Consider the following 22,124-nt stretch of genomic DNA (forward strand, 5'->3'; position numbering starts at 1 on the left):
GTCCAGAGTCAATCCAAGAATTTTCAGGAGAGCAGGATGAAATTCAGCGAGCAGTGGTTGCGTACTTGGGTCAATCCGCAGGTTTCCCGTGAAGAACTTGTGGCACGCCTGTCGATGGTCGGCCTAGAGGTCGATGCGGTTACTCCGGTTGCCGGCGAATTTAGCGGTGTGGTGGTGGGGGAGGTGCTTAGTACCGAACAGCACCCCGACGCCGACAAGCTGCGCGTATGTCAGGTCAGCAATGGCAGCGAAACCTTCCAGGTGGTCTGCGGTGCCCCAAATGTGCGCCCCGGTCTGAAAATCCCCTTCGCCATGATCGGCGCTAAGTTGCCGGGCGACTTTAAGATCAAGAAGGCCAAGCTCCGTGGAGTCGAATCCAATGGCATGCTGTGTTCGGAAACCGAACTGCAGATCGGTGTCGATGACAGCGGGCTGATGGAGCTGGCTGCGGATGCATCGGTGGGTAGTGATCTGCGTGAATACCTCGGCCTCGATGATGCGAGCATCGAAATCGGTCTAACGCCGAATCGAGGGGATTGCCTATCCATCGCCGGGCTTGCGCGTGAAGTGGGTGCGATTTACGCGGCGTCGGTTTCGCCAGTCGATATTGCTCTAGTGGATGCAGCTCATGACGAGGTGCGCCCGGTCGAGGTGCTGGCTCCGAAAGCCTGCCCTCGCTATCTTGGTCGTGTCATTCGCAATGTCGATCTGGCGCGGCCGACTCCGCTGTGGATGGTCGAGCGGCTGCGTCGTTCCGATATCCGCAGCATCGATGCTGTCGTAGACGTAACGAACTACGTGATGCTCGAGCTGGGCCAGCCGTTGCACGCATTCGATCTTGCCGAAATCAATGGTGGCATCAGGGTTCGGATGGCTGAAGAGCAGGAAAAGATCATCTTGCTCGACGGACAGGAAGTAACACTGCGTGCCGATACGCTGGTCATCGCCGATCACCAGCGTGCCCTCGCGATTGCAGGTGTAATGGGTGGTGAGCACAGCGGTGTAAGCGCCTCGACGCAGGATCTGTTCCTTGAAAGTGCCTTCTTCGACACTATCGCACTTGCGGGTAAAGCACGCTCTTACGGTTTGCATACAGATGCATCGCATCGTTACGAACGCGGTGTCGATTCACAGCTTGCGCAGGCAGCTATGGAGCGCGCCACGACATTGCTGCTCCAAATAGTTGGAGGCAGCGCCGGCCCAGTGACCGAAGTCGCAAGCGAAGCCGATTTGCCAAAAGTCGCTCCGATCCAGCTGCGGGCGCAGCGTATCGAGCAAATGCTCGGTCTGGAGATGGCGGGAGAGCAGGTCGTCTCGCTGCTGTCCGCTCTTGGCCTGGGCGTCGTGGAACAGTCACCGGGCTGCTGGGAAGTCAGCGTGCCTAGTCATCGTTTCGATATCAGCCTTGAAGTAGATCTCATCGAAGAGCTGGGGCGCCTATATGGTTACGATCGTCTTCCGGTGAGTTATCCGCAGGCGCGACTGGCCCCAGAGGCCCGTCCCGAAGCCCGTGCGGAATTGCCAGCGTTGCGCCGTCTATTAGTTGCGCGTGGCTACCAGGAAGCGATTACCTACAGCTTCATAGACCCGAAGTTGTTCGAGCTTTTCAGTCCTGGTGTCGAACCGCTGCGGCTAGCCAATCCGATCTCTTCGGACATGGCTGCCATGCGCGAGACACTTTGGCCGGGTTTGATCAAGGCTTTGCAGTACAACCTCAATCGTCAGCAAACTCGGGTGCGTTTGTTCGAAAGCGGACTGCGTTTCGTCGGCCAACTCGGCCAGCTGAAACAGGAGCCGATGCTGGCAGGTGTAATTACCGGAAGCCGTCTGCCGGTGGGCTGGAGCAACGAACGGGCTGCGGCCGATTTCTATGACATGAAAGCCGATGTCGAAGCTCTGCTCGGACATGCCGGGGATGCCTCTGCGTATGATTTCGTTCCGGCTGAGCATCCTGCTTTGCATCCGGGGCAGACTGCTCGGATTGAACGAGGCGGACGCCCGGTTGGCTACATCGGCGGCCTTCATCCAGAGCTGGCCGCCACTCTGGGTATCGATCAGCCCGTCTACCTTTTCGAATTGTTGGTTGCTGAGGTCAGCGAAGGACTTTTGCCGAGTTTCAACGAGCTCTCCCGTTTCCCCGAGGTGCGACGTGATCTTGCGGTTCTGGTGGCGCAAGACGTATCGGCTGACGACCTGTTGCGGTGCATCCGTAATGCGGCGGGCGAGAACCTCACAGACCTCAAGCTATTTGATGTGTATCAGGGTAAAGGTATTGATCCCCTTAGCAAAAGTGTGGCAGTCGGCTTGACCTGGCAACACCCTTCGCGCACTCTAAACGACGACGAGGTGAGTGGTGCGCTGCAGCAAATCCTCTCCTCCCTGGAAGAAAGGTTCAATGCCACGTTAAGGAAATAGCGTATGGGGGCTCTGACGAAAGCTGAAATGGCGGAACGTCTATATGAAGAGCTAGGCTTGAATAAGCGCGAGGCCAAGGAGTTGGTCGAGCTGTTTTTCGAGGAAATCCGTCAGGCGCTCGAGCATAACGAACAGGTAAAGTTGTCCGGTTTCGGCAACTTTGACTTGCGCGATAAGCGACAGCGCCCTGGGCGTAATCCGAAAACCGGCGAGGAAATCCCAATCACGGCGCGTCGTGTCGTGACATTCCGGCCAGGCCAAAAATTAAAAGCCAGAGTCGAAGCGTATGCTGGAACCAAGTCATAACGACGAATTGCCGACGATACCTGGCAAGCGCTACTTCACTATCGGTGAGGTAAGTGAGCTTTGTGCGGTAAAACCACACGTGCTGCGCTATTGGGAGCAGGAGTTCCCCCAGCTGAACCCGGTGAAGCGGCGTGGCAACCGACGCTATTACCAGCGTCAGGACGTCTTGTTGATCCGCCAGATTCGGTCGCTGCTTTACGAACAGGGATTCACTATCGGTGGGGCTCGTCAGCGAATGTCTGGTGATGAGGCCCGAGACGACACCACTCAGTACAAACAACTGATCCGGCAAGTGATTACCGAACTTGAGGATGTGCTTCAGCTCCTTAAGAATTAAGTGCTCCTGCACAAAAAACTTTCACATATTCAGATGCTTAATGTATAGTTCGATCCGCTTTCAGCAGTGCTGATGGCACAGTCGGGGCGTAGCGCAGCCTGGTAGCGCACTTGCATGGGGTGCAAGGGGTCGAGTGTTCGAATCACTCCGTCCCGACCATATACTTCAATAACTTAGCCACCTTCGGGTGGCTTTGTTGTTTTTGTCTTAGTAATTTTCCGAGTAAACCGGCTTTTTTCCTATCCTGCCTCCTCTTATCGAGCGGGTGCGCATGAGTCGGTGGCAGACATTATTGGCGGCCGCAACCAGCTGGACCAGAGTGACTGGCCCAGCAGAACCCTTCTTTCTTTCCCCGGTACACATTTTCCTTTCACGTAAAGAACAGGCATAGCGTTGCGGCGCTCGTCGGGATTGCCGTAGGGACGTCCGGGCGTGACACCTCTCCGTCTTGCCCCGATTGTCTACCAGCATCCGCATAACGAACGGTTCCGACATCTGTCTGCAGCGAGCGACACCCTGTGCCCACCTATCTTCTAAGCTGACTATCAGCCAGCGCCTGCCAAGCAGCCGGCGCTCGTTCTCATCACAATAAGAAGGAATGGTCACTATGCATCCCCTCCACCTATCCAAACTGACCCTTTGTGTGGCGGTTGTTGTCACCAGTCATGCCGCTCTCGGAGCTAGCCTCGAAGGCGGTGCGGTCGCGGCTCCTGACGAGTACAGCGCTAAGGTCGCCGCGCAAGTATTAAGGGACGGGGGCAACGCGGTGGATGCAGCGGTGGCGACAGCCTTCACGCTTGCCGTTACCTATCCCGAGGCCGGTAATATCGGCGGTGGTGGATTCATGACGTTGTACATGAACGGCAATCCCTATTTCCTGGATTACCGTGAAGTCGCGCCCAAGGCAGCGAGCAAGACCATGTACCTCGATGACAAGGGAGAGGTGATCGAGAATCTCAGCTTGGTCGGCGCCAAGGCAGCGGGCGTTCCGGGGACCGTATTGGGTATGTGGGAGGCGCATCGACGTTTTGGCAAACTGCCTTGGAGCGAGTTAATAACACCTGCAGTTGGCTATGCGCGGGCAGGCTTCAAGGTGGCCGACCAGCAGTTCCAGTACCGTGAGGACGCCATCGGGCTTTTCAACGACAAGACCAATTTCGAAGACTACTTCGGCACCATGAGTCCAGGAGCTAACTTCCGCCAGCCAGAGCTGGCCGAGACGCTGGAGCGCATCGCCGACCGAGGCGCCGACGATTTCTACAAAGGCAAGACGGCCGAGCTACTGATCGCCCAGATGCAGCGCGACGGCGGGCTTATTACAAAAGAGGATTTGGCCGACTACCGCATCAAGTGGCGCGAGCCGATGCGCGTTGATTGGCAGGGCAACAGTCTCTACACCGCGCCGCTGCCCAGCTCAGGCGGCATTGCGCTGGCTCAGCTGATAGGCATCAAGGAGCGGCGCGCTGAAGATTTCAAGGCGGTTGAGCTGAACTCGGCGCGCTACATCCATTTGTTGGCGGAAATCGAGAAGAGGGTCTTTGCCGACCGTGCAGATTATCTTGGCGATCCAGACTTTTCCGACGTGCCGGTAACTCAACTGATCGCTCCTGACTATCTGGAGCAGCGCGCGGCCGAGATCAACCCTTCGGCCATCTCTGCTACCGAAAAGGTGCGTCCTGGCTTGGAACCACGGCAAACCACACACTTCTCGATCGTCGATGCCGATGGTAATGCGGTCAGCAATACCTACACGCTGAACTGGGACTTCGGCAGCGGGGTCGTGGTCCAGGGGGCTGGGTTTCTGCTCAACGATGAGATGGATGATTTCAGCGCAAAGCCGGGCGTTGCAAATGCCTTCGGCGTGGTTGGCAGTGATGCCAACGCCATCGAGCCGGGCAAGCGCATGCTTTCTTCCATGAGCCCGAGCATCGTCACGCGCGATGGAAAGGTAAGCCTGGTGCTCGGTACGCCCGGCGGCTCGCGGATATTCACGTCCATTTTCCAAGTGCTGAACAACGTCTATGACTTCGGCCTCCCCCTGGAGAAAGCCGTGGCCGCACAGCGCATACATCATCAGTTACTGCCCAAGGACACTATCTATTACGACGCCTACGCACCGTTAGCGGGCGAGGTTGCGGACGAGCTGAAGGCCATGGGCTACATACTTGAAGATCAGGGCTGGTCTATGGGTGATATCCAGGCGATACGGGTGGATGGAAAAACGCTGCAAACCGCGTCGGACCCTCGTGGTCGAAGCGTTGGGATAGTCGTTAGACCCTGATGGTTGAGTGTTGAGTCGAGCCTTGTGGCTTCGTTTCGCAACCCGGCATTCGGCCCGCCTTGTGCTGGGGGCTACCGGCTCGATACAGTCAGAACAGTTCCACGAAGCCAGGTGCCGTATTAGTCGACGTGCGGACTGCACGAACATGGTTGGGTTATTTCAAACGTAAGAGCCATCAAACTTAATCGGAGATAGCCCATGAGCATTGATCCACTCGACAGGCCCCATGATCAGCAGCCGGTCCCAGGGCAAAGTCAGAACCCGAGTCACTCCCCCGAGCCGGATTTCATTACTGATAATCCAGACGTGCAAAGAGGCCCTGGCAATCGTGGAAATCCGGCTGAACGGCCGGTTGGTGTGCCGGATTCAGATACCCCTAGCGGTAGCGAGCCAAACATTTATGACCCGAACGAGCCTGGTCTCGGTAACCCGCTTCCCTGATTGGGATCGTGAAGCGAACCCGGCCTTGGGAATACGCCGGGTGCGATGATCGGCGGGGTCGATGTGGTCGGGGTTAGATCAAGGCTGGCGGAACGTATTTGCTGATTTTGGCGTAGAGACCCAGTCTCTGAAGCTCCTGCGCGGTTACGGTCTTGATGTGCACTTCCATCGCGCGTGTCACTGAAAATCTCGACTACGTACATCCAGCCCTGTCAGTAACGCCGTGAGGTCGCTTAAGCGTCCCGCAATGACATGGCGCACGCCGTTAGACGCCTCAAGATGACCATCGATTCGCAGCATCTGGGACTGGATCAATACGCGCCGTTGGCGCTCAGCCAGGTCGCGCCAGACGACGACGTTGATCATGCCGAACTCGTCTTCCAGCGTGACGAAGATGATTCCGCTGGCGGTTTGTGGGCGTTGGCGACCGATGACCAGGCCGGCAACGCTGATAGGGCGGCCAGGCTCGATGGTGACCAGCTCTCGAGAGCTGCGACAGCGCTTTGCTCTCAATTGATCACGTAGCAGCGCCAGTGGGTGTGGACCCAGCGTGGTGCCGAGCGTGGCGTAATCGGTCAGCAGATCTTCACCGACCGTGGGTAACGGCAAGGGGGGCGGAACTTCATTTTGTGGAGGTCGACCAGCGAATAAGGGCAATTGTGGCTCGTACCCTGCCACCGCCCAGCGGGCCCGATGGCGATGGCCTGCGAGGTCTCGCAGAGCACCAGAATCGGCCAGGTGCTCCCGAGCACGGATATCCAGCCCGGCACGCGTGCATAGATCATGGGTGTCAGCAAATGGCCGAGCCTGACGGGACGCCTCGATGCGTCGTGCATCCGCTTCGCGAAAACCGCGTACCAAGCGCAAGCCCAGGCGGATCGCCGGTTGCTCGCTGCCGCTCGGCTCCAGGCTGCAATCCCAATCGCTGTGGCGGACATCCACGGGCCGGATCTCCACCTTGTGCCGGCGAGCATCCTGAAGAATCTGGTCGGGGTTGTAGAACCCCATGGGCCAACTGTTGATCAGCGCACAGGCATAGGCAGCCGGTTCGTGGCATTTCAGCCAGCTGCTGGCGTAGGCGAGCAGGGCGAAGCTGGCGGCATGGGATTCGGGAAAGCCGTAGCTGCCGAATCCTTTTATTTGCTCGAAGATACGGGCGATGAATTCAGCTTTGTAGCCACGGGCAAGCATGCGTTCGGTCAGCCGTATGCGATGCGGCTCCAGGCTGCCATGTCGCTTCCAGGCCGCCATGGCACGGCGAAGATTGTCGGCCTCGTCAGGGGTGTATTCGGCTGCAACCATCGCCAGATCCATCACCTGTTCCTGGAAAAGCGGCACGCCGAGGGTGCGTTCGAAAACCGGCTTCAGTTCTTCGGAAGGATAATCTTCGGGTTCCTCACCATTGCGCCGACGTAGGTAGGGGTGAACCATGTCGCCCTGAATCGGCCCCGGCCGCACGATGGCGACCTGGATCACCAGATCGTAAAAGGTTCTGGGGCGCAGCCGCGGCAACATCGCCATCTGTGCCCGCGATTCGATCTGGAACACACCTACGGTATCGGCGCGACTGATCATGTCATAGGTTGCCCGGTCTTCCTGGGGCAGGGTGGCTATGGTCCAGCGCGTGCCACGATAATGTTCGATTAGGTTGAAGCAGCGGCGTAGCGCACTGAGCATGCCGAGGGCGAGCACGTCGACCTTGAGCAGACCGACCAGGTCGAGGTCGTCCTTGTCCCACTGGATCACGGTGCGTTCGGCCATGCTGGCATTTTCGACCGGTACCAACGTTTCCAGCGAGTGTTCGGAAATGACGAAGCCGCCCGGATGCTGGGACAGGTGACGGGGAAAGCCGATCAATTCCCCCGTCAGCACCAATACCCGGCGCAACACCGGACTGTCGGGGTCGAAGCCGGCTTCGCGCAGACGCCCATCGTCGGGAACCCGGTCGCTCCAGCGTCCGCAGCAATCGGCCAATGCATTGATTTGATCCGACGGCAGGCTGAGCGCCTTGGCCACGTCGCGCAGGGCACCTGTGGCGTGGTAAGTGCTGGCCACGGCGGTTAGCGCTGCGCGATCACGACCGTAGCGGCGGAATACGTACTGGATGACTTCCTCTCGACGATCATGCTCGAAGTCGACGTCGATATCCGGCGGCTCCTTGCGTTCGCGCGAGAGGAAGCGCTCGAACAGCAGCCTGGTGTGCGCTGGATCGAGTTCGGTGATGCCGAGCACGAAGCACACCGTGGAATTGGCCGCCGAGCCGCGGCCCTGGCAGAGAATTTTGTGCTTGCGGGCGAAGCGAACGAGGTCGTGTACCGTGAGGAAGTAACTCTCGTACTCTAGTTCAGCGATCAGTTGCAGCTCATGTTCGATCTGTGCGCGGGCTTTCGTCGTTGCCCCGTCCGGCCAGCGCTGGCGGATGCCGTCCTCGACCAGCTTGCGCAGCCAGGAGGTGGCGTTATGGTCGGTGGGCACCAATTCGTGGGGATATTGGTAGCGCAATTGGTCAAGCGTGAACTGGCACCGCTCGGCAATGCGCAGCGTCTCGTCGAGCAGCTTGGGTGGATAGAGTTGGGCCAGGTCTTCGCGTTGGCGCAGGTGCCGTTCGCCGTTGGGAAACAGATAGCGCCCGGCTTCGGATACCGGCAAGTGATGACGAATTGCGGTCATGCAGTCCTGCAGGGCGCGACGGCCGCGGGCGTGCATATGTACATCGCCGCACGCCACAGCAGGGATGTTCAGGCGCGCAGCCAAGGCCTGCCATTGCTCCAGACGCAGCCTGTCGTCGGGTCCGCGGTGCAGTTCGATACCCAGCCAGAGGCGCTCGCCGAAGCGCTCGTGAAGCCAGCGACCCTCAGCATCAGCGTCAGCTTGTTTGGCGAGCCAGATAGCCAGCAGCCCATCTACCGGCTTGCTCAAATCTTCAGGCAGCAGCTGATAGCGACCTTTCTCCGCGCGGCGTCGGGCGCGGGTGATCAGCCGGCATAGTGCCTGGTAGCCGGTCAGGTTCTCCGCCAGCAAAACGAGCTTCGGTCCGCCCTCGATCTGAACCTCGCTGCCGATGATCAATGGCAGGCCAACCTCCTTCGAGGCTTGCCAGGCGCGCACGATGCCGGCCAGGGTGCATTCGTCGGTGATGGCCAAGGCCCGGTAACCAAGGCGGACGGCGCGCTCGAACAATTCACGGGCACTGGAGGCGCCCCGTTGAAAGCTGAAATTGGACAGGCAGTGCAATTCGGCATAGTCGGCTGTCATGCGAACCAACCGTGCAACGACAGCGGCCCCCCGTCCGTGATCGAACGAAAGGCCCAGCCACGCTGGCCTGAGCGGGTTTCCACCAGGTAATAGTCGCGGCGCACGTCACCGCCGTCCCACCAGCCGGACTCGATTCGCTCGGGGCCCGCGAGAATGCGCAATGAGGCTTCGTGCAACGGCTTCGATTCGGTCAGCAGCCAGCCGGGGCGTGGAGCGGTGCTGAATGGAGGTTCGTTCCGGCCAGGCTGCGGCTGCCAGGCGCACTCAGGGCGATGGTCGTAGCGAGCGCCGAGTCCCTGCACGGCATCGTCACCCAGCCGGGCCCGCAGACGTTCGCGCAGCTGCTCCCAGGGCAGCGATTGCTGTGGCCGTTCGTCGAACAGCTCGCGGTGCGCTGGGGTGAAGGCGGGTAGCTCGCGTGCTATCAGGCGGATCGCCAATACCGGGGCCGGTAATTGCAAGTTTTCCAGGCGCCCACGGGTGAGTTCGAACAGCATGGCCGGATCACGCTCGGCGCTGAGTAGACCGACTGGTACTTGGCTGTCTGTCAGGTTGCGGTGTTCCAGGTGCAAAGCGAAGCGCTGCACGCCACTGTCGCGTCCGGCCAGGTAGGCGGCGAGATCGGCTGTCAGGCGTCGCAGCGGGAATAGCAATGCCTGATGCGACTCGACTTCGAAGTTCAGCTCGAGCCGAGCATCGAACACGTCTGGCGGTCGATGGAAGCCCAGCACCAATGGCTGATGACCGAGCAGGGTGTCGATGTGTTTCAGTGCGCCGGTCGGAAAGCGCTGCGCTAGGCCATGTCGAGGCATTTCAAGGATCTGCTTCAGTGTTCGCAGACCCATGCGTGCAAGGGCGGTCGCCACTTCACGGGGCACTCCGATGCGCTCTACCGGCAATGCAGCGAGCACGCCAGGCAGCGTTTCGGTATCCATCACCGCCAGACCGTCATGGGCGTTGGCCAGGACTCGCGCGGCGGCAGGGTTTGGCGCCAGGGTAATGCGATGCTGAAAACCCAGCGTGTTCAATTCTTCGCGCAGGCGTGCCTCCAAGCGAGGCCAGGGGCCGAACAGGCCGAGACTGGATTGCACTTCCAAAAGCAGGCAACGCGGATAGTGCAGGCTGACCTGCGAGCTAAAGCCATAGGCCCAGGCGGCGAGAAATTGCTGCCAACGCTCGATCGACGCCAGGTCATATTCAGCCGTGGCGAAGGCGTGAGTCAGCGCCTGGGCAGCGATCAACGATTGTCCAGGCTTGAGGCCGAGAGCCCGTGCAGCGGGGTTGACTGCCTGCAGCACGCGGCGTTGTGGTGTGCCGCTCAAGAGCGCCAGCGGCGATTCGGCATCGTCTCGGCCTCGCAGCACGCCGTCCATGGCCAGTTGAGGCAGCAATATGCAGACCCAAAGCATGAGGACCTCAGCCCAACGCCGCAGCGGGAATGGGGAGCGTTCTGGGCAGGCCACCTCGGCACTTGAGGACGCGCAGTTGCGCCGGTCGGTTTTCGACAGCCAGGCGCAGCGCTGCTGGGGACGGATTGACCTCTTCGCGTAGCGGACGATAAGCGAAGGCCAATGTCTGGCCTGTTTCGGCCGCGACCTGCAGGCGGCGCAGAGCGCGATCGTCAACCTGTTGCGGCCAGCACAACACCGCACCGCAACTGCCCGAGCGCAGGCATTGTTCGGTAGCCCACAAGGCGTCACGGCCCCGTGCGTTGATAATGAACAGCTGACGCAGATCTATGCCGGCAGTCAGCCAGGCCTGGGGATAAGGCACATGGGGCGGAGCCACCAGCACTACGCGCTCGCCGGCGGCGGTGAGGCGCGCCAGGGTGGGCCAAAGCAGGCGTAACTCGCCGATTCCGGTAGTGGCGAAGAGAATCTCGCTCAATGCCGATTCAGGCCAGCCGCCGCCGGGTAATACGTCATCCAGCGCAGCATGCCCGGTTGGCTGGGCGTTAGGTGTAAGGACTTTGGTCTGGCCGCGCCAGAGCCGGCGCGTATCGATCAGGTGGTTGAGGGCGACCACGGACGTCATGGCAGTGAATAATCCTAATACTGTATATCGGTACAGTATTCTGGCTGTCGACTACAGGTCAAGGTGAAACGATGAAGAACGCTTTTTCAAACTAAAACTGAAATCCAGAACGTAGCCGCCGCCATCCGCCTAATGCCGCTGATCACTGTATCCGCTCCGTATCGAGTGCGGCAGATGAGCTTTGCTTGTGCTGAAAAAATCAGTCGATTAGGATTCGCGCCCGGGTATGAGTGCGAGGTCGAATGACGCTGCATATTCATGCCGAATGTTGAAGCCCGGCTCGAGGATGACCGGGCTTTTTCATGCGCCGGCTCGTAGCCATGAGCGGGCCGGTTCTATCCCTGGTGATCCGGGGTGCCAGTCAAGAACAGAGAGGATTGCCATGCGCGAACGCTTGTTGGCCGCAGAAAAGGTGAAGGCTATCGAGTGGCGGGACGGGCAGTTGCGTTTGCTCGATCAGCGCAAACTGCCGCTGGAAGAGCTATGGCACACCTATGATTCTGCTGCGGCTGTCGCCAAGGCTATCCGTGAGATGGTCGTGCGCGGCGCTCCGGCGATTGGAATCAGCGCGGCGTATGGACTGGTTCTGGGACTCAGGGCGCGGCTCGCCGAGGGCGGTGACTGGCGCGCGGCGTTGGAAGCAGACTTTGAGGTGCTTGCCGGCTCACGCCCGACCGCCGTCAATCTGTTCTGGGCATTGAATCAGATGCGCGAACGGCTCGATCGTTTGAAATCGGGCGAAGATCCGCTGATCGCAGCCGAGGCTCAGGCGACCTCCATTCACGACAGTGACCGCGAAGCCAATCTCACCATGGCGCAGTTCGGCGTCGACCTGATCCGCAAGCACCAAGGCAATCCGCAGAACCTGCTCACCCACTGCAATACCGGTGCGCTCGCCACCGGTGGTTTCGGCACCGCCCTCGGCGTGATCCGTGCTGCGCATCTGGAAGGGCTTGTCGAGCGCATTTATGCCGATGAAACTCGCCCCTGGCTGCAGGGCTCCCGGCTGACTGCATGGGAGCTGGCGGGCGAAGGCGTGCCGGTGACGTTGAATGCCGATTCGGCTGCCGCACACCTGATGAAAACGCGCGGCATCACCTGGGTGATCGTCGGAGCCGACCGGATCACCGCCAATGGCGACGTCGCCAATAAGATCGGTACCTATCAGCTCGCAGTACTCGCCATGCATCACGGGGTGCGGTTCATGGTCGTGGCGCCCAGTTCGACCATCGACATGGAGCTGGAATCTGGTGATGACATTCCCATCGAGGAACGTGCCGGCAGCGAGTTGCTGGAAGTGAACGGCCAGCGGTTGGCGGCGGAGGTCGATGCCTTCAACCCGGTATTCGATGTGACCCCGGCGGATCTCATCGATGCCATCGTGACCGAGAAGGGCGTGGTCGAGCGACCAAGCGCGGCTAAACTCGCGGCCCTGATGAGCCGCAAGCGGTTGCATTAAGGCGCAAGATGACTAAAGCGGCTGGAGGCTGGGGCGGCAGTAATTGAATTTCGTTGGCGTCGGCGAGCGCTTCTTCGTTACGCCTCCAGCCTCCAGCGACCTCCCGCCTTGTGATACCATCCCGCGCTTAATCGCAGGACCCTGCTGACTATAAGGAACCAGGCTTCCATGGGCGAACTGGCCAAAGAAATCCTCCCGGTCAATATCGAAGACGAACTCAAACAGTCCTACCTCGACTACGCCATGAGTGTAATCGTCGGTCGTGCGCTGCCGGATGCGCGCGACGGACTGAAACCCGTGCATCGCCGTGTGCTTTTTGCCATGAGCGAGCTGGGTAACGACTGGAACAAGCCGTACAAGAAATCCGCCCGTGTGGTCGGTGACGTGATCGGTAAATACCACCCTCACGGCGACTCGGCGGTTTACGACACCATCGTACGGATGGCGCAGCCTTTCTCGCTGCGCTACCTGCTGGTCGATGGCCAGGGCAACTTCGGTTCGGTCGATGGCGACAGCGCGGCGGCCATGCGATACACCGAAGTGCGCATGGCCAAGCTGGCTCACGAGCTGCTGGCCGATCTGCACAAAGAAACCGTGGACTGGGTGCCGAACTACGACGGCACCGAACAGATCCCGGCGGTCATGCCGACCAAGATCCCGAACCTATTGGTCAACGGTTCCAGCGGTATCGCGGTGGGCATGGCAACCAACATTCCGCCCCACAACCTGGGCGAAGTCATTGATGGCTGTCTGGCTCTGATCGCCAATCCGGATATCACCATCGATGAGCTAATGACCCATATCCCCGGTCCGGATTTCCCGACCGCAGGCATCATTAACGGCCGTGCTGGGGTCATCGAGGCTTATCGCACCGGCCGCGGCCGCATCTATATGCGTGCCCGCTCGACCATCGAAGACATCGACAAGGTAGGCGGTCGTCAGCAGATCGTCATTACCGAGCTGCCTTATCAGCTGAACAAGGCGCGTCTGATCGAGAAGATCGCCGAGCTGGTAAAGGAGAAGAAGCTCGAAGGCATCACTGAGCTGCGCGACGAGTCTGATAAGGACGGTATGCGCGTAGTGATCGAGCTGCGCCGCGGCGAAGTGCCGGAAGTTATTCTCAATAATCTTTATGCCCAGACGCAGCTGCAGAGTGTGTTCGGCATCAACGTGGTGGCGCTGGTCGACGGCCAGCCGCGCACCTTGAATCTCAAGGAGCTGCTGGAAGCCTTCGTTCGCCACCGCCGTGAAGTGGTGACGCGCCGCACGGTATTCGAGCTGCGCAAGGCGCGCGAACGCGGCCATATCCTCGAAGGTCAGGCGGTCGCGCTGTCCAACATCGACCCGGTCATCGCGCTGATCAAAGCCTCGCCGACGCCGGCCGAAGCCAAGGACGCGCTGATCGCCACCGCCTGGGAATCCAGTGCGGTGGAAGCCATGGTCGAGCGCGCCGGAGCTGATGCCTGCCGCCCGGAAGACCTCGATCCGCAATACGGGCTGCGCGATGGCCGTTACTACCTGTCGCCGGAACAGGCGCAGGCCATCCTCGATCTGCGTCTGCATCGCCTGACGGGGCTCGAGCATGAGAAGCTGCTCAGCGAGTACCAGGAAATCCTGGCCCAGATCGGCGAGCTGATTCGGATCCTGACCAGTCCCGAGCGCCTGATGGAAGTCATCTGCGAGGAGCTGGAAGGCGTCAAGGCCGAATTCGGCGACGCCCGCCGCACCGAGATCCTCGAAGCGCGCCTGGACCTGACACTGGCCGACCTGATCACCGAAGAAGAACGCGTCGTCACTATTTCCCATGGCGGCTACGCCAAGTCGCAGCCTTTGGCGGCCTACCAGGCACAGCGCCGTGGCGGTCGCGGCAAGGCGGCGACCGGCGTCAAGGAAGAGGATTACGTCGAGCATCTGCTGGTCGCCAACAGCCACACCACGCTGCTGCTGTTCTCCAGCAAGGGCAAGGTGTACTGGCTCAAGACCTACGAAATTCCCGAAGCCTCACGCACCTCGCGCGGTCGTCCACTGGTGAACCTGCTACCGCTTTCCGAAGGCGAGCACATCACCGCGATGCTGCAGGTCGATATCGAGGCAGCGCGTCAGCAGCAGCTGAACGGTGATGACGATATCGAAGACGCTGAAATCATCAGCGAAAGCGATGAAGTGGAAGAGTCGCTCGACGGTGAGGACGCCGACGAGTCGGTGGACGAGCCGACCGGTACCTACATCTTCATGGCGACCGCCAAGGGCACCGTCAAAAAGACTCCGCTCTCGCAATTCAGTCGTCCACGCAGCGTCGGCCTGATCGCGCTCGGTCTGGAAGAGGGCGACACCCTGATCGCTGCTGCGGTTACCGATGGTGCACGCGAAGTCATGCTGTTCTCCGACGGCGGCAAGGTGATTCGCTTCAAGGAGAAACACGTTCGCACCATGGGCCGTACCGCCCGCGGCGTTCGTGGCATGCGCCTGCCGGAAGGCCAGCGTCTGATTTCCATGCTGATTCCCGAGCCCGATGCGCAGATCCTCACCGCGAGCCTCAATGGTTACGGTAAGCGCACGGTGATCGATGAGTTCCCGCGTCGCGGTCGTGGTGGTCAGGGGGTCATCGCCATGGTGACCAATGAGCGCAACGGTCCGCTGGTCGGTGCCGTTCAGGTGCAGCAGGGCGAGGAAATCATGCTGATTTCCGATCAGGGCACACTGGTGCGTACCCGTGTCGATGAGGTTTCATCACTGGGGCGCAATACCCAGGGTGTAACGTTGATCAAGTTGGGCAAGAACGAGCATCTGGTTGGTCTCGAAAGGGTTCAGGAACCATCCGAAGAGGACGTCCTGGAAGATATCGAGGCGGTTCTCGATGACGAGGCGCTGGATAAGGAAATGCCTGTCGTCAGCACCGAGCCCAGCGAGGACGAGCTGCTTGGCGGGGGCGGGGACGTTCCGCCGGATGTAGTGCCCACCGACGACGAAAACTGATTCGACAGATTGCGGCGCCCAAGGGCGCCGCGCGTGTTCGATCGGCAACCCGCTACGGGTGAAGAAATTGCAAGCGCTTGACCTGAGCGCCTCGGCGACGGGCGGAGCGAGCATGGTATCGACCGTTTTTGAGAGAACGAAGATGAGCAAACGCGCCTTTAATTTCTGTGCCGGTCCGGCCGCGCTTCCTGAAGCTGTGCTGCAGCGCGCCCAGGCTGAACTCCTTGACTGGCAGGGCCGAGGCCTGTCGGTGATGGAAATGAGCCACCGCAGCGACGAATACACGGCCATCGCCGAGAAGGCTGAGCAGGATCTGCGCGATTTGCTGAACATTCCCACCAACTACAAAGTGTTGTTTCTGCAGGGTGGCGCCAGCCAGCAATTCGCCGAAATCCCGTTGAATCTGTTACCGGACGATGGCGTCGCCGATTACATCGATACGGGTATCTGGTCGCGCAAGAGTATCGAAGAGGCCAAGCGCTTCGGTCATATCAATATCGCTGCCAGCGCCAAACCCTACGACTACTTCGCGATTCCGGGGCAGAACGAGTGGGCGCTCAGCAACAACGCGGCCTATCTGCATTACGCCAGTAACGAAACCATCGGCGGACTGCAGTTCGACTGGACGCCTGAACTGGGTGACACGCCGTTGGTGGTCGACATGTCTTCGGACATTCTGTCGCGCCCCATCGATGTGTCGAAATTCGGTCTGATTTACGCCGGGGCGCAGAAAAACATTGGCCCGTCGGGTCTGGTGGTAGTGATTGTGCGTGAGGATCTGCTCGGTCGCGCGCGTTCCAGTTGCCCGACCATGCTCGATTACAAGATCGCAGCCGACAACGGTTCCATGTACAACACGCCGGCAACGTTTTCCTGGTATCTCTCCGGCCTGGTGTTCGAGTGGCTGAAGGAACAGGGCGGTGTCGAAGCGATGGAGCAGCGCAATCGCGCCAAGAAAGACCTGCTTTACGGCGTGATCGACTCCAGCGACTTCTATTCCAACCCGATTGCCAGCAACGCTCGCTCGTGGATGAACGTGCCGTTCAGGCTGGCCGATGAAAAACTCGACAAGGCCTTTCTGGCAGGGGCCGATGCGCGCGGCCTGCTCAACTTGAAAGGTCATCGCTCGGTCGGCGGTATGCGTGCCTCTATCTACAATGCGGTCGGGCTGGACGCCGTGGAGGCGCTCGTCGCCTACATGCGCAAATTCGAGAAGGAGCACGGCTGATGAGTGATGCCGACCGGCTGAAGGCGCTACGCGTTCGCATCGACAGTCTCGACGAGCGGATTCTCGAGCTGATCAGCGAGCGCGCCCGTTGCGCCCAGGACGTGGCCCGTGTCAAAACGGCTTCGCTGGCCGAAGGCGAGGAAGCGGTGTTCTATCGTCCCGAGCGCGAAGCCTGGGTGCTCAAGCACATCATGGAGCTGAACAAAGGCCCGCTGGACAACGAGGAGATGGCGCGCCTGTTTCGCGAAATCATGTCCTCATGCCTGGCACTGGAGCAGCCGCTGCGGGTCGCCTATCTCGGCCCTGAAGGTACCTTCTCGCAGGCGGCGGCGCTCAAGCATTTTGGTCACTCGGTGGTTAGTAAGCCGATGGCGGCCATCGACGAAGTTTTCCGAGAAGTGGTTGCCGGTGCGGTGAACTTCGGCGTGGTGCCGGTGGAAAACTCCACCGAAGGCGCCGTCAACCATACGCTGGATAGCTTCCTCGAGCATGACATCGTCATCTGCGGCGAGGTCGAGCTGCGTATTCACCATCACTTGCTGGTGGGTGAGACGACCAAGACCGACCGCATCACCCGCATCTATTCCCATGCGCAGTCGCTGGCGCAATGTCGCAAATGGCTGGATGCCCATTATCCGAACGTCGAACGCGTAGCAGTTTCCAGTAATGCTGATGCGGCCAAGCGCGTGAAGAGCGAGTGGAACTCCGCAGCGATCGCCGGTGACATGGCCGCTCAGCTTTACGGCCTGAGCAAGATTGCCGAAAAGATCGAAGACCGTCCGGACAACTCCACGCGCTTCCTGATCATCGGTAGCCAGGAAGTACCGCCTACCGGTGACGACAAAACCTCAATCATCGTTTCCATGCGCAACAAACCTGGCGCGCTACATGAACTGTTGATGCCATTCCATTCCAACGGCATTGATCTTACGCGGATCGAAACCCGCCCTTCGCGCAGCGGTAAATGGACCTATGTATTTTTCATCGACTGCATCGGCCACCACCAGGACCCGCTGATCAAGGACGTTCTGGAGAAGATCGGTCGTGAAGCGGTGGCGTTGAAGGTGTTGGGGTCGTATCCCAAGGCGGTACTTTAATAAGCAGCTGGAAGCCGGAAGCTGGAAGCTGGAACTTTGGGCAATGCGGATTGCTTCAAGCTTCAAGCTTCAAGTTTCAAGTTTTCAGCTTCAGCGGAGCTGAATATGTCCTGTGATTTCCTCGCCCTGGCGCAGCCAGGCGTGCAGAAGCTGTCGCCCTACGTGCCCGGCAAGCCCGTGGACGAGCTGGCTCGGGAGCTTGATCTCGATCCACAGACCATCGTCAAGCTGGCCAGCAATGAAAATCCGCTGGGTCCCAGTCCGAACGTCATCACTGCGATCAGAGCGCAGCTCGACGAATTGACCCGCTATCCCGACGGCAACGGTTTCGTGCTCAAGCAGAAACTGGCCGAGCGATACGGCGTCGAGCTTGATCAGGTCACGCTCGGCAACGGCTCCAACGATATCCTCGAGCTGGTTGCGCGTGCTTACCTCGCACCCGGGCTCAATGCGGTATTCAGCGAGCACGCTTTTGCGGTCTATCCGATTGCTACCCAGGCCGTCGACGCACAGGCGAAGGCTGTGCCGGCCAAGCACTGGGGTCACGATCTCGAGGCCATGTTGACGGCTATCGATGAGAACACCCGTGTCGTGTTCATTGCCAACCCCAATAACCCGACTGGTACCTGGTTCGATGCCGACGCGCTCGGCAGCTTTCTCGCCAATGTTCCAGCGCACGTTCTGGTTGTGCTGGATGAGGCTTATATCGAATACGCGGAGGGTGGCGAGCTGCCGGATGGATTGACCTTTCTGGTTTCGCATTCCAACTTGCTGGTGTCCCGCACCTTCTCCAAGGCCTACGGCCTGGCTGCATTGCGCGTGGGTTATGCAATCTGTTCGGCGCGGATTGCCGATGTGCTGAATCGTGTTCGCCAGCCATTCAACGTCAACAGCCTCGCCCTTGCCGCTGCTTGCGCCGCGCTTGACGATGCCGAATATCTGTCTCAAAGCAGGGCGTGTAATAGCGCTGGTATGCAGCAGCTCGAGACGGGCTTCAAACAGCTGGGGCTGGACTGGATACCGTCCAGGGGGAACTTCATCGCGGTTGATTTTGGCCGTGACGCCTCGCCGATCAACCAGGCGTTGCTGCGCGATGGCGTCATCGTTCGACCTATGGCTGGCTATGGAATGCCAACCTTTCTTCGTGTGTCGATCGGAACCGAAGCCGAGAATGCACGTTTTCTCGACGTCCTGCGCAAGGCTCTCGGGCGTTGAGTCGCAGCACTGTATCGACGAGCGCCGACGTACCCCAGGTAGGTCGTCTGGTCGTTATCGGTCTTGGACTGATCGGTGGCTCGTTCGCCAAAGGGCTGCGTGAGCGTGGGTTGTGTGGCGAGGTGGTCGGCTTCGATCTCGATGCCCGTTCTCGCGAGCTTGCCGTCGAACTTGGCGTGGTGGATCGCTGCGCAGACAACCTTGCGGACGCTTGCCAAGGCGCGGATGTGATTCAGCTGGCCGTCCCGATCCTGGCGATGGAGCGTCTGCTGGCGGAGCTTGCAATGCTCGATCTCGGAAGTGCGGTGCTGACCGATGTTGGCAGCGCCAAGGGCAACGTGGTGCGTTGTGCTCGTGAGCGGTTCGGGCGGGTGCCGCCGCGTTTCGTGCCGGGCCATCCGATAGCAGGTTCGGAACAGAGCGGCGTTACCGCTGCCCAAAGCACGCTTTTTCGTCGCCACAAGGTGATTCTTACACCGCTGGAGGGCACGGATTCTGACGCGCTGGCGCTTGTCGATGCCATGTGGCGGGCATTGGGCGCCGATGTTGAGCATATGAATGTTCAACATCATGACGAAGTGCTCGCAGCGACCAGCCACTTACCTCATCTGTTGGCGTTTGGTCTGGTGGATTCGCTGGCCAAACGCAACGAGAATCTCGAGATTTTCCGTTATGCGGCAGGCGGGTTTCGTGATTTCACCCGTATAGCAGGCAGCGATCCGGTCATGTGGCACGATATCTTTCTCGCCAATCGCGAGGCGGTGCTGCATACCCTCGATGATTTTCGTGCCGACCTCGATGCGCTACGCGCCGCGGTCGATGAAGGAGACGGGCATACGTTGTTGGGCGTGTTCACGCGCGCCAGGGCTGCCCGGGAACATTTCAGCAAAATACTGGCTCGCAGAGCCTATGTGGACGTTATGCATTCCAAAGATCTGATCTTCCTCGCCAATCCTGGCGGCAGCCTTAGCGGCACACTTCGAGTACCAGGCGACAAATCCATTTCCCACCGGTCGATCATGCTCGGCTCGCTTGCCGATGGAATCACCGAAGTGGAAGGGTTTCTCGAGGGCGAGGATGCCCTGGCAACCATTCAGGCATTCCGCGACATGGGTGTGGTGATCGAGGGGCCGAATCAGGGGCGCGTGACCGTCCATGGCGTCGGCCTGCATGGCTTGAAGGCTCCGCCAGGCCCGATCTATCTCGGTAATTCCGGGACCTCGATGCGTCTGCTGTCCGGCTTGTTGGCTGCGCAGCCGTTCGACACCACGCTGACCGGTGATGCTTCTCTGTCCAAGCGCCCGATGAATCGCGTCGCAAAGCCCCTGCGTGATATGGGTGCAGTGATCGAGACGGCCGCTGAGGGGCGCCCGCCTTTGACCATTCGTGGCGGGCAGAAGCTTTCCGGGATGCATTACGAAATGCCGATGGCCAGTGCTCAGGTCAAGTCCTGCTTGTTGCTGGCAGGACTGTATGCTGCAGGGAGGATGTCCGTGACCGAGCCGGCGCCCACCCGTGACCATACCGAGCGGATGCTCCAGGGCTTCGGTTATCCGGTTATGGTGGAGGGCAGCACCGCTGCTGTCGAATCTGGCCACAAACTGCACGCCACGCAGATCGAAGTGCCTGCGGATATTTCTTCCGCCGCCTTCTTCATGGTCGCTGCCAGTATTGCAGAAGGTTCGGACATCACCCTCGAACACGTTGGGATAAACCCGACGCGTACCGGCGTCATCGACATTCTCAAGCTGATGGGTGCCGATATCGAATTGACCAACCAGCGTGAAGTAGGCGGCGAGCCGGTTGCAGATATACGGGTGCGTGCCGTTCAGCTCAAGGGTATCGAGATACCGGAGAACCTCGTCCCGCTCGCCATCGATGAGTTCCCGGTGCTGTTTGTCGCAGCGGCTTGTGCCGAGGGCCGGACAACCTTGCGTGGTGCCGACGAGTTGCGAGTCAAGGAGTCCGACCGCATTCAGGTGATGGCCGATGGTCTGCAAGCGCTCGGCGTGCAGGCTACACCGACCCCGGATGGGATTATCATCGAAGGCGGCGCTGCCTTCGGTGGTGGCGAGGTCTGGGCGCACGGCGATCATCGAATTGCGATGTCTTTCAGTGTCGCTGCGCTTCGTGCCGGTGCTGCGATACGCATCCACGATTGCGCTAACGTCGCCACTTCGTTCCCGAACTTCCTGGCGCTGGCCGAACGGGCCGGAATGCGGGTGACTGTGGAGGCTGATTCATGATCAGACAGGTTCCGGTCATAACCATTGACGGCCCTAGCGGGTCCGGCAAGGGCACGGTGGCGGCGCTGCTGGCTGCGAAGCTGGGATGGAATTTTCTTGATTCCGGGGCACTTTATCGCCTGCTTGCCTTCGCAGCCCGCAACCACGGGGTCGATTTGACCAATGAAGAAGCGCTGAAGCTGCTCGCGGCTCATCTTGACGTCCAGTTCGGAGCTGGGGGCGGCCATGGTATGCAGATCATTCTCGAAGGGGAGGACGTCACCAGCGCGATTCGCAACGAGCAGGTCGGTGCCGGTGCGTCCCAGGTGGCCGCACTACCGGTCGTTCGAGATGCACTCTTGCAGCGTCAAAAGGCCTTTCGTGAGCCGCCCGGGCTCGTCGCGGATGGGCGAGACATGGGGACCGTGGTCTTTCCGGACGCTCCGCTGAAGATTTTTCTCACCGCCAGTGCCGAGGAAAGGGCACGTCGGCGCTTCCTGCAGTTGAAGGCCAAGGGTGATGATGTTAATCTCGCGAGTCTTCTCGATGAGATACGGGTGCGCGATGAGCGTGATACCCAACGTGAAGTGGCGCCGCTGAAACCGGCAGACGATGCGGTACAGCTGGACTCTACTGATCTTTCCGTCGAGCAGGTGCTAGGACAGATTCTGAGCGAAGTCGCCAAACGCGATTTCGCCTGAAGAGCGACCGCCGAGGTGCGGTCCGACGGTTCTCGTTTCGAGAGCTGTTAACAAGGAGGCATGTGGGAGACCAGATCCAGTCCCGCAGGCCTTTTTTTATATGAATGAACCCACGTTATCTGGGGCGTGGAGATAGGGCGGATCCTCGCCCGAA

At 59.9% G+C, this 22,124-nt stretch carries 14 protein-coding genes and 1 tRNA gene; 12 read left to right on the forward strand and 3 right to left on the reverse strand.

Features of this window, described 5'->3' with window-relative positions; genetic code table 11:
- The first annotated feature begins 36 nt into the window (after positions 1–36).
- The 5 genes from pheT to ggt all read left to right on the forward strand — a co-directional run bounded on the left by pheT (position 37) and on the right by ggt (position 5,339).
- Positions 37–2,415 carry a phenylalanine--tRNA ligase subunit beta gene (gene pheT, locus E0D86_RS03200; RefSeq protein ID WP_131648510.1) on the forward strand — a complete coding sequence of 793 codons (2,379 nt, stop codon included), beginning with the start codon at positions 37–39 and terminating at the stop codon, positions 2,413–2,415.
- Positions 2,416–2,418: 3 nt separating this feature from the next.
- Positions 2,419–2,721, forward strand: a complete 303-nt coding sequence (gene ihfA / locus E0D86_RS03205) for an integration host factor subunit alpha (protein WP_003282572.1) — start codon at positions 2,419–2,421, stop codon at positions 2,719–2,721.
- The gene (locus E0D86_RS03210) at positions 2,702–3,058 is read left to right on the forward strand and encodes a MerR family transcriptional regulator (protein ID WP_131648511.1); all 357 of its coding nucleotides are present in this window, start codon (positions 2,702–2,704) and stop codon (positions 3,056–3,058) included. The genes ihfA and E0D86_RS03210 overlap by 20 nt, the downstream gene beginning before the upstream one ends.
- Positions 3,059–3,140: 82 nt before the next feature.
- Positions 3,141–3,217, forward strand: a tRNA-Pro gene (locus E0D86_RS03215).
- A 448-nt stretch (positions 3,218–3,665) separates the two neighbouring features.
- Positions 3,666–5,339 carry a gamma-glutamyltransferase gene (ggt, locus tag E0D86_RS03220; protein ID WP_131648512.1) on the forward strand — a complete coding sequence of 558 codons (1,674 nt, stop codon included), beginning with the start codon at positions 3,666–3,668 and terminating at the stop codon, positions 5,337–5,339.
- 618 nt (positions 5,340–5,957) lie between these two features.
- On the opposite strand, the gene E0D86_RS03225 is transcribed toward ggt, so the two are convergent.
- Genes E0D86_RS03225 through imuA form a run of 3 tightly spaced genes read right to left on the reverse strand, consistent with a single transcriptional unit; the run spans position 5,958 to position 11,069 of the window.
- Positions 5,958–9,035, reverse strand: a complete 3,078-nt coding sequence (locus E0D86_RS03225; RefSeq protein WP_131648513.1) for an error-prone DNA polymerase — start codon at positions 9,033–9,035, stop codon at positions 5,958–5,960.
- Positions 9,032–10,444 carry a DNA polymerase Y family protein gene (locus E0D86_RS03230; protein ID WP_131648514.1) on the reverse strand — a complete coding sequence of 471 codons (1,413 nt, stop codon included), beginning with the start codon at positions 10,442–10,444 and terminating at the stop codon, positions 9,032–9,034. Before E0D86_RS03230 ends, E0D86_RS03225 begins: the two co-directional genes overlap by 4 nt.
- 7 nt (positions 10,445–10,451) lie before the next feature.
- Positions 10,452–11,069: a translesion DNA synthesis-associated protein ImuA gene (gene imuA / locus E0D86_RS03235; protein ID WP_131648515.1), complete on the reverse strand. Its 618-nt coding sequence runs from the start codon at positions 11,067–11,069 to the stop codon at positions 10,452–10,454.
- Between the two features lie 382 nt (positions 11,070–11,451).
- Between imuA and mtnA the strand changes: the two genes are divergently transcribed.
- From mtnA to cmk, 7 genes are all read left to right on the forward strand, one after another.
- Positions 11,452–12,528 (forward strand): S-methyl-5-thioribose-1-phosphate isomerase, encoded by a 1,077-nt coding sequence (gene mtnA, locus E0D86_RS03240; protein ID WP_131648516.1) that lies wholly within the window; start codon positions 11,452–11,454, stop codon positions 12,526–12,528.
- Positions 12,529–12,696: 168 nt separating this feature from the next.
- Positions 12,697–15,504, forward strand: a complete 2,808-nt coding sequence (gyrA, locus tag E0D86_RS03245; protein ID WP_131648517.1) for a DNA gyrase subunit A — start codon at positions 12,697–12,699, stop codon at positions 15,502–15,504.
- Positions 15,505–15,646: 142 nt separating this feature from the next.
- Complete coding sequence (serC, locus tag E0D86_RS03250) at positions 15,647–16,732, forward strand: 3-phosphoserine/phosphohydroxythreonine transaminase (protein WP_131648518.1); 1,086 nt, start codon at positions 15,647–15,649, stop codon at positions 16,730–16,732.
- Entirely contained in the window at positions 16,732–17,829 is a 1,098-nt protein-coding gene (pheA, locus tag E0D86_RS03255; RefSeq protein WP_131648519.1) for a prephenate dehydratase, read from the forward strand. The genes serC and pheA overlap by 1 nt, the downstream gene beginning before the upstream one ends.
- 105 nt (positions 17,830–17,934) lie before the next feature.
- Positions 17,935–19,044: a histidinol-phosphate transaminase gene (hisC, locus tag E0D86_RS03260; RefSeq protein WP_131648520.1), complete on the forward strand. Its 1,110-nt coding sequence runs from the start codon at positions 17,935–17,937 to the stop codon at positions 19,042–19,044.
- Entirely contained in the window at positions 19,041–21,290 is a 2,250-nt protein-coding gene (locus E0D86_RS03265; protein WP_131648521.1) for a bifunctional prephenate dehydrogenase/3-phosphoshikimate 1-carboxyvinyltransferase, read from the forward strand. Before hisC ends, E0D86_RS03265 begins: the two co-directional genes overlap by 4 nt.
- Complete coding sequence (cmk, locus tag E0D86_RS03270; RefSeq protein ID WP_131648522.1) at positions 21,287–21,970, forward strand: (d)CMP kinase; 684 nt, start codon at positions 21,287–21,289, stop codon at positions 21,968–21,970. The genes E0D86_RS03265 and cmk overlap by 4 nt, the downstream gene beginning before the upstream one ends.
- Positions 21,971–22,124 lie beyond the last annotated feature (154 nt).

This window comes from Pseudomonas sp. IC_126 (assembly GCF_004331835.1).
Taxonomy (GTDB): domain Bacteria; phylum Pseudomonadota; class Gammaproteobacteria; order Pseudomonadales; family Pseudomonadaceae; genus Stutzerimonas.

Bases quoted from the DNA above. Each gene is read 5' to 3' on its own strand.
- pheT (WP_131648510.1), top strand. From the start codon at position 37: ATGAAATTCAGCGAGCAGTGGTTGCGTACTTGGGTCAATCCGCAGGTT.
- ihfA (WP_003282572.1), top strand. From the start codon at position 2,419: ATGGGGGCTCTGACGAAAGCTGAAATGGCGGAACGTCTATATGAAGAG.
- E0D86_RS03210 (WP_131648511.1), top strand. From the start codon at position 2,702: ATGCTGGAACCAAGTCATAACGACGAATTGCCGACGATACCTGGCAAG.
- ggt (WP_131648512.1), top strand. From the start codon at position 3,666: ATGCATCCCCTCCACCTATCCAAACTGACCCTTTGTGTGGCGGTTGTT.
- E0D86_RS03225 (WP_131648513.1), bottom strand. From the start codon at position 9,035: ATGACAGCCGACTATGCCGAATTGCACTGCCTGTCCAATTTCAGCTTT.
- E0D86_RS03230 (WP_131648514.1), bottom strand. From the start codon at position 10,444: ATGCTTTGGGTCTGCATATTGCTGCCTCAACTGGCCATGGACGGCGTG.
- imuA (WP_131648515.1), bottom strand. From the start codon at position 11,069: ATGACGTCCGTGGTCGCCCTCAACCACCTGATCGATACGCGCCGGCTC.
- mtnA (WP_131648516.1), top strand. From the start codon at position 11,452: ATGCGCGAACGCTTGTTGGCCGCAGAAAAGGTGAAGGCTATCGAGTGG.
- gyrA (WP_131648517.1), top strand. From the start codon at position 12,697: ATGGGCGAACTGGCCAAAGAAATCCTCCCGGTCAATATCGAAGACGAA.
- serC (WP_131648518.1), top strand. From the start codon at position 15,647: ATGAGCAAACGCGCCTTTAATTTCTGTGCCGGTCCGGCCGCGCTTCCT.
- pheA (WP_131648519.1), top strand. From the start codon at position 16,732: ATGAGTGATGCCGACCGGCTGAAGGCGCTACGCGTTCGCATCGACAGT.
- hisC (WP_131648520.1), top strand. From the start codon at position 17,935: ATGTCCTGTGATTTCCTCGCCCTGGCGCAGCCAGGCGTGCAGAAGCTG.
- cmk (WP_131648522.1), top strand. From the start codon at position 21,287: ATGATCAGACAGGTTCCGGTCATAACCATTGACGGCCCTAGCGGGTCC.